A 14,144-nucleotide genomic window follows, 5' to 3' on the forward strand; every position below is an offset into this window, starting at 1 on the left:
AACGCCGCCGGATTACAGTTGGTCGAGCCAGTCTTGCGCGCGGGATTCGGTGGTTTCGGCGATATCGGCCAGTTCGGCCGCGTCGTACTCGGCCAGGTCCGCGACGCTGTGAATGCCGGCGGCGTGCAGCCGTTCGGCGTAGGTGGGGCCGATACCGGAGACGCTATCGACGTCGGCGGGTTCGTCGGCTGCGTCGGCGTCGTCCTCGGTAGCGTCGGCATCGACATCGTCAGTCGCGTCAACCTCGATATCAGTGGATTCCGACTGGTCCACTGTGTCGTCTTCAGGGGACTCGACCTCGATGTCGACTTCCTCGCTCCCCTTGCTGCGCTCGGAGTACCACTCGGCGACCTCGGGCCAGAGGTCAGCGTGGGTCGACGACGAGACGGAGAGACCGATGTGGCCCGTCGAGAACTCGATGGTTCGCGTGTCGTCGCTGGCGATGACGTCGTTGAACGGCTTGGAGGCCTCCGGCGGGATGAGGTGGTCGTACTCGCCCATGAGCTGGAGGACGGGCATGTCGATGTTGTCCAGGTCGACGTGCTTGCCGTTGAGCTCAAGCTCGTTCTTGTAGAGTTTGTTGTCCTGATACACGTCTTCGAGGAACTGAACGTAGGCCTCGCCGGCGACGTCGATACCGTCACCGAGCCACTGCTCCATGCGGCCGAAGTTCTCGACGAAGCCCTCGTTCTCCATGTTCTCCGCGAACCGGATGTACTTCGTGACGTAGTTCTCGACGGGGTCCATCAGCGCGAAGCCGATGTCGAGCATGTCCGAGGGGACGTTGCCGAACGTATCGACGACGTCCTGCGGGGAGTAGTACTCCTCGGAGCCCCACTCTTCGAGGACGCCGCCGGTGTGATCGAAGCACAGCCCAGCGGCCATCAGGCCCAGGGTGTTGACTTTCTCCTTGTGGAGCGCGGTGTACATCACCGACATCGTGCCGCCCATACAGTAGCCGAGGATGTTGATCGCGTCCTGACCGGAACGTTCGCGGACCACGTCGACGCAGTTATCCATGTATCGGTTGACGTAGTCATCGAGCGTGAGGTGCTGGTCGAGCCGCGACGGCTCGTTCCAGTCGATGAGGTACACGTCGTGGCCTGCCTCAAGCAGGCGTCGGACGACCGACCGCTCTTCCTGCAGGTCGAGGATGTACGGCCGGTTAATGAGCGCGTACACGATGAGAATCGGCACGGCTTCCTTGTCCTCCTCGGCGACCTCGATGCCGGCGGCCTCGGCGTCGTAGTGGAGGAGTTCGAGCTTGTTCTCCTCGTAGACGACGTCGCTGGGCGTCTGGCCGACTTCGACGGACTCCATCAGCTCCAGTCGCTCGTCGGCGATCTGACTGGTCTCGGCGGCGTCGGTCATGTTCTCCAGCGTCTTGCGCTGCCAGTTGAGCGCGGCCTCGAACGGATTGAACGGGTTACTGGACATGAGTTACTCTTCCATGTGTTCGAGAATGCGGTCGAGCTTCTGTTCGACCGCGTGCTGACGGCGCTCCAGTTCGATGAGCCGCTCAGCAACTTCGTCGACATCGTTGCGCGTTGGGAAACCCATCTGCTCCAGAGCGTCCTGACTCAGGTCGTCGGCCTCCTGTTGCATCTCCATCATCGACTCGACGAGCTGGCCGTTGGCGGCCGCGAAGGCCGAGGTTCCCATGACGTGTTTGAACGCCTCGTTGGCGGACTGCAGCCAGATATCACGGAACTCGGCGGGGTCGACGTCCTCGCCCTGTGCGGCGTCGGTCGAGCGCTCGACCATCTGCTCGGCGGCGTCGATCCACTCCTCGTAGGCGCGGTTGTAGCCATCCATCCCGTCGGCAAGGTCCTCTTCTTTGGGAATCGTGTCCTCGACGGCGTCGGCCCACGACTCCACGAAGGCCGCCTGGGCCTTCATGTTCTGCTCCATCGAGTCAGCGACCGCGTTGTTCATCTCCTCAACCATCTCCGTCCATTCCTCCTGAATGTCGTTTGTATTACTCATAATAGTACCTCGGCGGCGGGCGCACAAAAAAACCGACTGTCGTATTTACGCTTCGACGTCGACAGCGTCGGCGGCTTCGGCCTGCACTTCCTCGACCTGTTCCTGAATCTCTTCGACCTGCTCCTGCACTTCTTCGAGTTGCTCGCCGAACTGCTCGGCGGCCTCGACAGACTGCGCTTCGAGTTCCTCGTGGGCCTCGACGAGCATATCGACCTGATCGTTGACAGCGGTGACGTACTCGTCGGTCATCTCGTCGTAGGTGTCAGCGCCCTCTTCGAGCTCCGTTTCCATGTTGTCGAATATCTCGGCGTGGTTCTCGAGCAGGAAGTCGAACTGCTCGTCGACGGTTTCGCGGATCTGCTCGACAGTCTCGGTCATGCCGGGCATCGTCGACGCCATCGCGTCGAGGTAGCTGTGGAAGGCGGTCTGCTGAAGCTCGACGCCGCGGCGCTGTGCCGACTCCTGTGTGTCGAGGCTGTCGATGACCGCGCTGTTGACGTTTTGCTGGAAGGAAACGCTCTGTTCGAGCGCCTTCTGGCTCTGCTCGATCGTGGTACGCTGCATCTCGAACGCTGTCGTGACGGGGGTTGTGTAGTCTACCATTGTTGGATTACTCGCTGTTGTTGTTAGTGACCGGGAGGACGACGGCTTGAACGATATCGCCTTCGTCGATGCCCAGCGCCTCTCGCTCCGCATCGGGGATGCTGATCCGACCCCCGCTTTGCACGCGGGTTTTGAACGTCGCCATCTGGCTCATGGCACCGAGCTGATTCATATCGAAACTCGGCATGCCACCGCTGGCGAACATCTGTTTCATCAGCTGCTGTTGCTGTTCCATCGCGTTCTCGCTTGCCTGTTGCATCCCCTTGAACATCGGAGGCCACAGCAGGCCATCATCCTCGTCGGCCATCGGTCAACTACATGTACTCTCCTCAACAATATAAACTTTCCGCTGAAACCCATTGAATACCATTGATTGGTAGAGAATGGTATTACCGATTGAGGAGCGTCGAGGGACGTGCTACGCTCTGTAGCACCGATAACTTCAACCCCAAATACACGTCTGACGCCCGTTAGACGGTATTTACCGACATCTGAGGCGAAACCAACACCAAGGTTTAATACTCCGACCAATAAATTAGCAGAACAGATGAGTTCTGAATCGCCACGAAACCCGCTGTTAGACACATGGACTGAAACATCGTCACATATGTTCAACAGCGTCGTTGCAGCTAACCGGGCAGCGTTCGCTGCGTTCGGCGTCCAGCAGGAGGACGAGAACGGCGTCACGCCCGCAGACCGTATCGAGCCGGACGAAGACCTCCCGGAGTGGCACGTCTCGATCTCCGAAGACCACCCGGGCCGCCTCGGCGTCGGCGACCACGTCGATTTCACGAAGACGATCTCGGAGAACGACGTGCAACAGTTCGCCGCCGCGAGCGGCGACACGAACCCGCTTCACCTGGACGACGAGTTCGCAGAGCAGACGCGCTTCCGCGGCCGTATCGCCCACGGGACGCTCGTCGGCAGCCTCATCAGCGCGGCCCTAGCACGCCTGCCTGGGCTGACGATCTATCTCTCACAGGACCTGGAGTTCCACAACCCGGTCCGTATCGGCGACCGACTCACTGCCGAGTGTGAGATCGTCGAGGACCTCGGCGACGAACAGTACCGGCTAACCACGCGCGTCCTCGCAGACGACGAAGTCGTCATCGACGGCGAAGCGGTCGTCCTCATCGACGACCTGCCAGAATAGTCAGCAGAACGCTCGAACGGCCCGGTTGAAACGGTCGGGGTGTTCCCGCGGCGGACAGTGCCCGCAGTTCTCGAAGATTTTCAGCGTGCTATCAGTGACCGTCCCGGCCGCCTGCTCGGACCACCGACGGGGGAGCAGTGGGTCGACGGCCCCGTGAATCAACATCGTCGGCACGTCTATTTCCGCTAACCGGTCGGAGTAGTCGGTCCGGAAGCCACACCACTGGAACTCGCTGCGCTGCCAGCGCCGCATCGCCCGGACGGTCTGGCGGTCGACGGCGCTGTCGACGTCCTCGACCAGTTGCTGGGGTGGCTCCCCGGGACCCATGCTTCGGAGACTGTTTCTGATCGCCGATTGGGACGATCCCACACCCTGCCAGAGCATATTTCCGAGTATCGGTGTCTGCAAGACGCTGCTGGCCGCTGTGCGCCAGTAGGCGTCGGAACCCAGTCCGTAGCTGTCGACTAATACAAGCCGTTCGACCGGACCGCCGTCGAGCGCGTGTCCGAGCGCGATTGCGCCGCCCATCGAAAGGCCGGCCAGCGCGGGTTCCTCGATACCGAGCGCGTCGATGAACTCGGCCACGGTCTCAAGGTAATAGTCGGTCGTGTACGCGCGGTCTGGCTTGTCGCTGTCGCCGTGGCCCGGCAGATCGAGTGCGTACACCGTCCGTTCCGGCGCGAGTGCGGGGAGTGCGTGACGCCACGAAACTGTCGCGGCGTCCAGCCCGATGCCGTGGAGAAACACCAAAGGCGGCCCCTCGCCGCCGGTCCGGTAGTGAATATCGACGTCCTCACCGTCGACGGACAGTTCGACGCGCTCGGACGAAATCCCTGTCGTCATCGGCGTTCGTTCGGGACCGAGGGCGTATGAGCCTTTGTATCCGCCCAGTTATCACGGCGGGAGCGTCCGAAATCGGTCACTCGGGTCGCTCGTACGCACCGTCTCGCTGGAGTCGGGCTTGCTCGCGGACGATAGCCGGCGTCCGACAGCGACCCGGTTCGCCGGTGACCTGCGGGACAGTGCAGTTGTTACAGCTCTCACACAGCGCGTCTGCGCCCTTGAGCAGGCGAGCGCCGAGCCGCGGCTCCGCGTAGAACGGGCGAGCCATTCCGACCGCATCGGCGGCGGGGACGGTTCCAGTCGCTCCGAGGAACCGATCGCAGTCGGCCCGCGTCCGAAGTCCGCCCTCCAGCAGAACCGGCACGTCCACGCGCTCGCGGACCGCCCGGCAGAAGTCGGCGTTCCACCCCGGGTCGCGGCTGAAACGGCAGGCTTGCAGGCGATTAAGCAACTGAACGGCACGCGCTCGTAGTCGGCCGCCGAAGACTGCTGCGTAGTCGTCCTGCAGGTCACTCGCGTCCCAGGCCCGGTCCGGAAACGCACCACGGACAATGCTCATGTCCCAGAACGGGGACACCTCGACCGGAACGAGACCATCATAGCCGATAGCCGCCGCTCGCGTCGCGATAGCCACGCCATCCCTCCGAGTGAGATGCCGTCGAACGAAACTCGGCGCAGCGGTCTCAGCTGGGACCTTCGTGACCAGCGGCACGTCGCCGGCGTGTTCCCGAACGGCGTCATGGATTGCTTCGAGGAAGCGGACGCCGTCCCGGAACTGGTCGTTCCGACGGTTGTAAAACGGCGAGAGGAACTGCTGGATAAGGCTCATGTTCGCCGCAGAAAGGTGGATGCCGTCGTATCCCGCCTCGACGGCGTAGCCGGCACAGCGCCCGAACTGCTCGGCCAGGGCCCATACCTCCTCTGTCGAGAGCACATCCGGCTGGAGCGAAATCAGGCCAAGCCGGTCAAGCATCTGGAGCTGCCACGGCGGGTGGCTGACGGCGAGCTGGCGCTGGTCCGGGTGCTGTCGGCGGTACTCGGTGTGCCACGTCGCCATGCTCCGGAGACCGCCGTGGGCCAGTTGCAGGAAGACCCGGCCGCCGTGGTCGTGAATCGCACCGGTGAGCCGTTCGAGGCGCTCGACGAAGGCCGGGTCGTGGACACGCGTCATGTTCGGCGCGGCACAGCCGCCGCGGTCGGTGACGATGCTCGCCCCCTGAAAGAGGAGGCCGACACCGGAGGCTGCCGTCGGTCCGAGTTCGTCGATAAGCGTGTCGACTGCGGCCGCGCCGTTGCCCGCACACTCCAGTACCGGTGCGCGGTACAGCCGATTAGGGACCTCGACGCCGCCGATCCGCAGCGGCGTCTCCAGGTCGGTCACGACTGTTCGCGCTCGTCAAACGTCGCCTCGGTACGGCTGCCCTCCTGTGGTGTCACCTGCCGGATGGCCGCCCGGACCTCCGTCGGCGAGTCGAACTCACCGTCGGTGCCGCCCTCGATCGCGGCCGAGAGGTCCCCGGCGGGCGGGTCGGCGCTGCCGTACTCGTCTGCCAGTTCCTCCACGCGGACCGGGTACGCGGCCCCACCGGTGGTGCGGTCGACCGTCGCCTCGACCCGGCGGGCGCGCTCGCTGGCCCGCTGCCGTGCCGTCCGCTGTGGATCCATGTGTGAATATAACACGGTCGTTGTCAAAAATACTGTCGCTACTTCTCGACCGGCAACAGCGCGACGCGCTCTCGGACGGCGTCGGGAATCCCGCCCGCCGTCGCTGCGAGCTCGGTGTCCGTCACGTCGAAGAACGACCGGACGCGGTCTTCGTCGTACGCGCCAAGCGTCGGCCGGGGCGTGAGGTGGTCACGGACCTCGTCCACAGCTGCCGCGATAGCGTCATCGCCCTCATTTCCTTCGTGCGTATCTCCAGAGTCGGGGTCGACGACGGCCACGACGACGGGACAGGTCCCCTTGCTGACGCCCATCGTCAGCGCGCGGTTGATCTGGCGGCGACCGGCCGCGTACAGCAGGATCTCCACGCCGAAGTCCTCGGCGATGCCTTCGCCCCGGTCGTGGGCCCGCGTCGCAAGTTCGACGGCCAGTTCGAGGTGGGCCTGGTCCACGACGTAGCGGGCGTCGAACGCCTGTACCGTGACATCGTGGCGGTCACCGATTGCACTGAGCGTCTCCACGAACGCCCCCACGTCGTCGATATCGGCAGTGCCCTCGACGACCCGCATCAGAAATCACCCAGGCTCGACTGGTCCTCGTTCGCCGCCGCTTCGGCGTTCGTGTCGGTGTCCGCCTCGTCGTCGAGGTCGACGGACACGTCGGCTGCGGGTTCGACGCCCTCCATCGACGGGTCGCGGTGGCCGGCGTTCTCCAGCACGTTCTCGGCCGTTTTCCGGCGGCCCCGGAGCGCCGCCAGGACGACCGACTTATCGGCGTCCCGGAGCTGTGCGCGGTCGGTGATACCGGCCTGAAACAGCCGGCGGGCGCGCTTGCGGCCGACGCCGCGGACGCCGGCCAGGTCGACCAGTTCCTCCCGGACGCCGTGTTCGACGCGGATGCGGGCCTCGCTGATGGCCCGCGCAGCGTCCAGATCGACCTCGCTGGCCAGCGATTCAGCGGCCCCGAGCAGCCACTGGGCGGTTTCGACTTTCCCGCGGATGTCGCCCGGGCCGACGCCGTAGCGCTCCGTGATCGTCGCCTCGTCGACCTCCGTCGCCCAGTCTTCGAGCAGGCGGGCGGTCTTCAGCGCCGAAAGCCAGTCCTCAAAGCGGCCCTCCTCGAACTCCGAGGGGGTGGGGCCGAGCAGTTCGTCCTCCCGTTCGAACAGTTCCATCTCGTACTCCTCCCGGTCGCCCGACCGGAGATACAGTTGGTACATGTCCGGCGTCCGTGAGACGAGGTGGTACAGGCCCAGCGCGGAGATGTCATCCGGGTCCGCGTCGGCGTCGTCGCTCCCATCGGCATCCTCGGCCAGTTCGCTGGCGGTGGTGAAGCCGCTGTCTGCCGGCGGTTCAGCGGGTGCGTCAGCCGGCGACCCGCTCGCGGAGGTGCTGTCACTTGCGCCGCGCTCCCAGTCCCGGAGGCCGTCGACGATTTCGGCGGCGCTCATCGGGTCAAGGTAGAGCCGTGAGACAGTGTGGCCCAGCGAGGTAGCATCCAGCTCTCCGCCCTCGATTTCGAGGAAGTCGTTGCGCTGGAGGTACGTGAGCACGTCGTCGACGACGCGTTCCAGTTGGCCGCTGTCGTCGGTCTGGCTGGCGTACAGCGTCTGTTCGAGGAACTCCAGCAGCCCCTCCCGCGAGCGGGCGAAGCCGGAGGCGACGGTCGCGAGGATGTGGGTCCGCAGCGCCGGTTCGGCCGCGAGTTTCGACCGGACCGGCTCCGGGTCGGCCCAGACGTAGCGCTCGAACAGCTCGTCCACTTCGTCGTGGCTGGACGCGATGAGAACAGCCTCGCCGTAGGGGTCGAGTCCCGGGCGGCCTGCCCGCCCCATCATCTGATGCACTTCGAGCACCGAGAGCGGGGCCATTCCGCCGGCCGAGCCGTCGTAGCGCCGCCAGTCGCGGACGACGACGCGCCGCGAGGGCGTGTTGACGCCGGCCGCGAGCGTCGGCGTCGCGCAGACGACCTTCACTAGCCGGTCCCGGAAGGCGTCCTCGACGAGTTCGCGGTGGCCCCGGGAGAGGCCGGCGTGGTGGAACGCCGCCCCGTCCGCGACGGCGTCCGCGAGGTCGTCGCTCGTCTCCGTGTCGCTCACGTCGCGGATCTCCTCGGCGATGTCGGCCAACTGGTCCCGCTCCTCGGCAGTAAGGTGGGGCCGGACGGTGTTCGCCAGTCGGCCCGCCGCCGCCTCGGCGTTGCGCCGGGAGTTGACGAACACCAGCGTCGACCCGTCGTCTTCCAGCGTGTCGCGGACGATTGCCGCCGTCTGCTTCTCGTTGTTTTGTACCGAGAGTCGCTGCTGGCTCCCGTCTTCGAGGTGCAGCGCCTGCCCGTAGTGGACCCCCTTCTGGAGGTCGATAGGCCGCCAATCAGAGTCGACGAGCCCCGCATCGAGCCACGTCGCCAGCGCCTCGGCGTTGCCGATGGTCGCCGACAGCGCGACGGTCTGCAGGTCGGGGTTGAGCCGCCGGAGCTTCGCCAGCGTCACCTCCAGTGTCGGCCCCCGCTCGCCGTCGTCGACGAGGTGGACTTCGTCGGTGACGACGCAGGTGAGGTCCTCGATCCAGGGGGCGTCGTTGCGGACCAGCGAGTCAACTTTCTCGCTGGTGGCGACGACGATATCCTTGTCCGCGAGCCACCCACCTTCCGACTCGTAGTTGCCCGTCGAAACGCCGATGTCGAGGCCGTACTGTTCGAACTCCTCGAAGTCGGCCTGCTTCTCGCTGGCCAGCGCCCGAAGCGGGACGATGTACAGCGCCTTGCCGCCGCGGGCGACCGAGGAGAGCATCGCTAGCTCGGCGATGAGCGTCTTCCCGCTCGCCGTCGGAATCGACGCGACCAGGTTCTCCCCCTCGGTGACGCCGGCCTCGACAGCCTCGGCCTGGGGCGGATACAGCTCCTCGATACCGTCGTCGCGCAGGTGGTCCGGGAGCCACTCGGGCACGCCCGGCAGGTCCGCAACGTCCATTACACCCCGCTTGGGTCCTGCCCCGATTTAAACTGTCGCACTGCAACCGCATCGACTCACTGGCGGATCGAGCACCGAGGGGGAACGCCTTTGCCCGCGAGCGGCCAACACGAGGTATGCGAGTCGAGTACGACTACGACACCTGTATCGGGATGTTCCAGTGTGTCGCCGAGTGGGACGCCTTCGAGCGCGACGAGGACGCCGGCAAGGCGGTGCTGGCGGACAGCGAGGAACGCGAGGAGGACGTGTTTGTCCGGGAGGTCCCCGACGACGCCGAACTGGACGCGAAGTTCGCGGCCCGGTCCTGTCCGGTCGACGCCATCACGATTTACGACGACGACGGCGAACAGCTCATTCCCTGATTATTCCCTCGACAGTCGCTTCGAGCACGACGGTGTCAGCGGTGTCGCCATCGGTCGATGTCGCCGCGGCTGTGTCGGCCTGACTGGGTTCGTCGCCGCGATTGCTGCGCCGGACGGTCACGTCGCCCACGAGAGCGACGCCGGCGTCGGGACGTGGGTCAACGTTCACTACCGTCAGCTCGCAGACTAGCGTCTCACCGGTGTACACCGGGCGCTGGAACTGCAGGTCCATCTGCGAGGCGAGCACTTCGAGGTCGCCGCCGATACTGGTCAACAGCGACGCGGTGAGCAGCCCCTGAACCATCCGCCGACCATCTCCGTCAGGCTCCGTGTGGCGAGGCTGGTCGTCTCCGGAGAGGGCAGCGAACTGGTCGACATCTTCGGGCTGGAACGTCCGCGTCTCGGTGAACGTCTCGCCGGCTTCGACGGAAGGCATGTGCTGGCCTGTCGGCGTTACGGGAGAAAAGTCTATGGCCTCGTCCCGAAACCCACAGGGGGCTGGACTTCCCAGGTCAGAGCGATGTCGACTGGTGGTCGCCTCCGTCGTCTTCTGACTGCGTTCCCGGCATTGCTGGCCAGTGCAGGGCTCGTCGACCGAGAGAAGGCGACTGCCGCGACAGATCTCGCCGCGCCGGTGATGGTCACCGGCGGGCTCCGGATCCTGCTGCGCCTCGCCGACTTCCTGATGGTCGGCCTGGCGCTCGGTGACGCGGCTATTGCCGGCCTCGAACTCGGCTTCCAGTACTACTTCGTCGGGTTCGGGCTCTCGCTGGCGGTCTCCTCCGGGACGATAAGCGTCGTCTCACGGCTGCAGGGAGCCGACCAGCCCGAGCGCGCGAACCTCGCTGTCAAGCAATCGCTGTGGATCGCGTTGCTCATCTCCATCCCGCTGTCGGCGCTCTGCTGGCGCTATCCGGATCTTCTGGTGGGGGTTCTCACCGACGATCCGGCGACCATCCGGTTCGGCGCGACGTATCTGGCTATCGTGATGCTGTCGCTGGCCCCGCGGTTCTGGAGCATGGTCGCCGCCCGCGCGCTGGCCGGCAGCGCCGACACGAAGACGCCGATGTACGTCCGCCTGCTCACGCTGCCGACGAACGTCGCGCTCAACGCCGTCCTCATCTTCGGGGTGGGCCCGTTCCCCGAACTCGGCATCGCCGGTGCGGCGTGGGGGACGGCCATCGCGAACACGCTCGCGGCGGTGATTTTCCTCGGACTGTTGCTGTCCGGGCGCTACGTCGTCACGCTCCGGCCCGGCGGGACACAGTTCAGTGCCGAGCTCATGCGCGAAATCGTCCGCGTCGCGCTCCCACTGTCCGGAATGCGGTTGCTCCAGACGTTCGCCCGCTTCCCGTTCCTGTTCATCCTGGGCGTGCTGGGGACGCCGACGCTCGCGGCCTACGCCATCGGCCGCCGGGTCATGCTGCTGGCGCTGATGCCGGCGTGGGGCTATGCGACCGCCGCGTCGACGCTGGTCGGGCAGTCGCTGGGGGCCGGTGACGAGCGGGAAGCGACCGCCTACGGCTGGCAGACGCTTCGCGTCGCGCTCGCCGTCCAGCTCGTCGCGGCGGTCCTGCTCGTGGTGTTTGCCCGCCCTATCGTCGCCCTGTTCGGGACGGCCTACCCCGATCTGGCGGCAGCGTTCGTCCGCGTCTTCGGCCTGCTCGTCGCCGGCTTCTCCATCTCCCGGACGATGCGGGGCAGCCTTCGTGGCGCTGGTGACACCCGCTGGCCGCTGTACGGGACGTTTCTGGGCGGCTACTGCTACCGGCTCCCGGTGGCCGCGCTCGCCCTCCCATCGTCGTTCATCGTGACAGTTCCCGTTCTCGACATCGCCGTCTCGCCGGGCCTCGGACTCGGACTACCCGCAATCTTCGCTGCGCTCGTCGGCGACTTCTACCTGAAGGCCGCGGTCAACGCGGGCCGGTTCTGGTCCGGCGGGTGGCGCGACGTCGCCAGACGGTCGGGCGTCGGTGCGATAGACGACTGACGCCGGAGGCTATCAGCCACACCGGCCCGCTGTCGACCGCGTCACTCGACCTGCGCGACGGCTTCGACCTCGACGACGGCCTCGGGTGTTGCCAGTCCGCTCACCTCGACCATCGTCGCCGCGGGGCGCACGTCGCCGAAGAACTCGCTGTGGGCCTCGCCGACCCGCTCCTGGTCGTCGATATCGGTGACGTACATCCGGGTCTGGACCACGTCCTCGATACCGGTGTCGAGGTCCGCGAGCGCGTCCTCGACGAGACCGAAGGCGTGTTTCGTCTGTTCGTACGGGTCACCCGGCGCGACGACCTCGCCGTCGTCGTCCGTGGCGATGGTACCGGCGACGCGGACGGTGTCGCCAGCGCGTATCGCTCGCGAGTAGCCAACCTGCTGTTCCCAGACGGTGCCCGTCGAAGTGCGTTCGCGGCGCATACTCAACACTCACTTTGGACCCCGAAAATCGTTTCTCAAGTTTTAATGTCTGGCCCGAGATACTCATTGGCATGAGCAAGGCCACAAAAATCGTCCTCGGAACAATCGGCGTGTCAGCACTGCTGTCAATCGGCATCGTCATCAACCTCGTCCTGTTCTCGGCGTAGATGTTCACCGAGCGTTCACTGACCGGCGAACTGCCGGCAGTACGTGCGGCCTACGCCCCTGAGACACTCGTACTGAACTGCGACCGTGACTTCGAGACGCTGGACCCCGCAGTCGCCGAGGAACTCCTGCTGGTGACTGACAGCCTCGACCAGATTTCTTACGACGGTGCGTGGCTGCCGACCACAGCCCCGGAGGTACTACAGGAGTACATCGGCAGCGACCTGACTATCGGGATGCCGGGGGACGGCGGTGTCGCCTGGACACACCAGACAGTCCCGCCCTGCGTGTTTGTCAAGCCACGGCTGGAGACCTCGCCGGACGACTTCGTCTCGTTTCTCATCGCCGAGGCGCTCGTCGAGGTCAGTCTCGACGAACCTGAGCATTTCCTTGGCTTCTTCGGCGAGCGCTACCCGGAGTTCGTGGCCGCCACCGAGGACCACCTCGACGCCAACTCCCGGTACCAGCTCGCAGCGGCGGTGTACACAGCGTATCTGGGCCTCCAGACCCGCGCGGAGTTCGCCGACTGGGCCGACGACTACCCCGAGCTGTACGCGGCATGGGAGGATGCCGGCGAGCGCCTCCAGCCCCGCCTCGAAGACCTCCCCAGCGAAATCGCCCAGGGCCAGACGGAGTTCGCCGCGGCCGCCGAACTCGCCTGTAGCGGCGTCAAGCACGGACTCGACCTGCCCGCGCCGTTTGCCGCGCTCGACACCGACGCCTATCTGGAGTACGGCGCTGACTACGCCGTCCAGTGGGCCGAGACGACGTTCGAGAAGATGGAGTGACTCGGTTCCGCTTCGGAGGAGCGGAAGAATACGCTCTAATACGATGTGCTACAGCCGTTCCAGCACCGCATCGGCGTCGTAGTTGAGCGTCAGCTCCCGCGACCGACCGCGACCCTCGACGTTGGTGTAGTCGGCGTCGATGATGTCGAGCTGGTCGAGCTTGTTGATGATCTCGGAGTACCGGGTGTAACCTAGGTCTGTCTGCTCGGAGAAGGCGTCGTAGATGTCGCCGGCCTGCTGGCCGTCGTGGGCGGCGATGACCTCCACGAGCGCGGTTTCCGAGTCTGACAGTTCCCGCAACCGGCGGGAGAGGTGGACGTATTTGGACTTGTCGTAGGCCTCCTCGACGTCCTCCGTTTCGACAGAGCGGGAGGCACGCATCTCGGCGTTCATCCCGGCCCGGCGCAGGAGGTCGATACCGACCCGGAGGTCCCCGCCCTGCTCCTCGGTCAGTTCGGCGACGCGGTCCAGCACCGTGGGGCCGACGACACCTTCGTTGAACCCCCGGTCGGCGCGCTCGCCCAGGATGTCCGCGATTTCGGCCTGTCCGTAGGGGTTGAAATACACCTCCTCCGGGCGAAATACGGACTGGACGCGGGTATCGAGGGCGTCGATGACGTCCAGTTCGAGGTCCGAGGAGACACAGATAACGCCGATTTTCGCGCCGGAGTGGGCCTCGTGGGCGCGCAACAGCGAGTACAGCGTGTCACTGGCCTCGCTCTCGTAGAACAGGTAGTTCACGTCGTCAAGGGCGACGACGAGCACCTCGTCTTCCTCGACCAGTTTGTCGGTGATCTGTGAGAACAATTTCTTGAAGGAGATGCCCGAGGACGGTGGTTCGTAGTCGAATATCTCGGCGAACAGGCGCGAGAAGACGGCATAGCGCGTCGAGTCCATCTGGCAGTTCACCCGCACGGTTTTCACGTCCGTCTGGGCGGTGAGTTCGTCGAACAGTATCTGGACGGCCGTCGTCTTCCCCGTTCCGGGCGGTCCGCGGGCGATGACGTTGAGCGGGCGCGACCCGCGGACGGCCGGCCGGAGCGCGTACTTCAGCGTCTCCATCTGGGTGTCCCGGTGTTTGAACGTCTCCGGGAGCCAGTCGATTTCGAAGACGTGTTCGTCCCGAAAGACGGACTCGTCCCAGCCGAGCATCCGGTCCTCGGGGTCGTCGCTCATCACTTTCACCGAGCTTC

16 protein-coding genes are annotated in these 14,144 nt (G+C 65.4%); 4 read left to right on the top strand and 12 right to left on the bottom strand.

Annotated features, from left to right (window positions below; genetic code table 11):
• Positions 1–12: 12 nt before the first annotated feature.
• From phaC to AV929_RS00390, 4 genes are read right to left on the bottom strand one after another with little or no spacing between them, the layout of a single operon-like run.
• Positions 13–1,437 carry a poly(3-hydroxyalkanoate) polymerase subunit PhaC gene (gene phaC, locus AV929_RS00375; RefSeq protein ID WP_058990864.1) on the bottom strand — a complete coding sequence of 475 codons (1,425 nt, stop codon included), beginning with the start codon at positions 1,435–1,437 and terminating at the stop codon, positions 13–15.
• A 3-nt stretch (positions 1,438–1,440) separates the two neighbouring features.
• Complete coding sequence (locus tag AV929_RS00380) at positions 1,441–1,986, bottom strand: poly(R)-hydroxyalkanoic acid synthase subunit PhaE (protein WP_050007575.1); 546 nt, start codon at positions 1,984–1,986, stop codon at positions 1,441–1,443.
• A 45-nt stretch (positions 1,987–2,031) separates the two neighbouring features.
• The gene (locus tag AV929_RS00385; RefSeq protein ID WP_050007574.1) at positions 2,032–2,589 is read right to left on the bottom strand and encodes a hypothetical protein; all 558 of its coding nucleotides are present in this window, start codon (positions 2,587–2,589) and stop codon (positions 2,032–2,034) included.
• 7 nt (positions 2,590–2,596) lie between these two features.
• Positions 2,597–2,896: an AbrB/MazE/SpoVT family DNA-binding domain-containing protein gene (locus AV929_RS00390; protein WP_014039168.1), complete on the bottom strand. Its 300-nt coding sequence runs from the start codon at positions 2,894–2,896 to the stop codon at positions 2,597–2,599.
• A 300-nt stretch (positions 2,897–3,196) separates the two neighbouring features.
• Between AV929_RS00390 and AV929_RS00395 the strand changes: the two genes are divergently transcribed.
• Complete coding sequence (locus AV929_RS00395) at positions 3,197–3,742, top strand: MaoC family dehydratase (RefSeq protein WP_008306979.1); 546 nt, start codon at positions 3,197–3,199, stop codon at positions 3,740–3,742.
• Here AV929_RS00395 and AV929_RS00400 read toward each other — a convergent pair whose 3' ends face one another.
• From AV929_RS00400 to AV929_RS00420, 5 genes are all read right to left on the bottom strand, one after another.
• Complete coding sequence (locus tag AV929_RS00400) at positions 3,743–4,585, bottom strand: alpha/beta fold hydrolase (RefSeq protein WP_050007573.1); 843 nt, start codon at positions 4,583–4,585, stop codon at positions 3,743–3,745.
• 76 nt (positions 4,586–4,661) lie between these two features.
• Entirely contained in the window at positions 4,662–5,966 is a 1,305-nt protein-coding gene (locus tag AV929_RS00405; RefSeq protein ID WP_014039166.1) for an NADH-dependent flavin oxidoreductase, read from the bottom strand.
• Positions 5,963–6,250 carry a hypothetical protein gene (locus AV929_RS00410; protein ID WP_014039165.1) on the bottom strand — a complete coding sequence of 96 codons (288 nt, stop codon included), beginning with the start codon at positions 6,248–6,250 and terminating at the stop codon, positions 5,963–5,965. The genes AV929_RS00405 and AV929_RS00410 overlap by 4 nt, the downstream gene beginning before the upstream one ends.
• Positions 6,251–6,288: 38 nt before the next feature.
• On the bottom strand, positions 6,289–6,816 hold the full coding sequence (gene cgi121 / locus AV929_RS00415; protein ID WP_014039164.1) for a KEOPS complex subunit Cgi121: 528 nt from the start codon (positions 6,814–6,816) through the stop codon (positions 6,289–6,291).
• A complete protein-coding gene (locus AV929_RS00420; protein ID WP_014039163.1) occupies positions 6,816–9,218 on the bottom strand; it encodes an ATP-dependent DNA helicase in 2,403 nt (800 codons plus the stop codon). Before AV929_RS00420 ends, cgi121 begins: the two co-directional genes overlap by 1 nt.
• A gap of 116 nt (positions 9,219–9,334) precedes the next feature.
• Here AV929_RS00420 and AV929_RS00425 point away from each other — a divergent pair, with 116 nt between their 5' ends.
• Positions 9,335–9,580: a ferredoxin gene (locus AV929_RS00425; RefSeq protein ID WP_014039162.1), complete on the top strand. Its 246-nt coding sequence runs from the start codon at positions 9,335–9,337 to the stop codon at positions 9,578–9,580.
• Here the strand turns inward: AV929_RS00425 and AV929_RS00430 are convergent.
• Entirely contained in the window at positions 9,570–10,016 is a 447-nt protein-coding gene (locus AV929_RS00430) for a MaoC/PaaZ C-terminal domain-containing protein (RefSeq protein ID WP_064287072.1), read from the bottom strand. The two genes, AV929_RS00425 and AV929_RS00430, sit on opposite strands and share 11 nt — an antisense overlap.
• A gap of 84 nt (positions 10,017–10,100) precedes the next feature.
• Between AV929_RS00430 and AV929_RS00435 the strand changes: the two genes are divergently transcribed.
• Complete coding sequence (locus AV929_RS00435) at positions 10,101–11,570, top strand: MATE family efflux transporter (protein WP_064287073.1); 1,470 nt, start codon at positions 10,101–10,103, stop codon at positions 11,568–11,570.
• Between the two features lie 41 nt (positions 11,571–11,611).
• Here the strand turns inward: AV929_RS00435 and AV929_RS00440 are convergent, their stop codons facing one another.
• On the bottom strand, positions 11,612–11,998 hold the full coding sequence (locus AV929_RS00440; protein WP_064287074.1) for a RidA family protein: 387 nt from the start codon (positions 11,996–11,998) through the stop codon (positions 11,612–11,614).
• Positions 11,999–12,165: 167 nt separating this feature from the next.
• Between AV929_RS00440 and AV929_RS00445 the strand changes: the two genes are divergently transcribed.
• Positions 12,166–12,951 carry a hypothetical protein gene (locus tag AV929_RS00445; RefSeq protein ID WP_064287075.1) on the top strand — a complete coding sequence of 262 codons (786 nt, stop codon included), beginning with the start codon at positions 12,166–12,168 and terminating at the stop codon, positions 12,949–12,951.
• A gap of 48 nt (positions 12,952–12,999) precedes the next feature.
• Here AV929_RS00445 and AV929_RS00450 read toward each other — a convergent pair whose 3' ends face one another.
• Positions 13,000–14,127, bottom strand: a complete 1,128-nt coding sequence (locus AV929_RS00450) for an ORC1-type DNA replication protein (RefSeq protein WP_008307001.1) — start codon at positions 14,125–14,127, stop codon at positions 13,000–13,002.
• Positions 14,128–14,144: the final 17 nt, after the last annotated feature.

Origin of the sequence: Haloarcula sp. K1, assembly GCF_001647155.1 — an archaeon.
GTDB lineage: Archaea > Halobacteriota > Halobacteria > Halobacteriales > Haloarculaceae > Haloarcula > Haloarcula hispanica.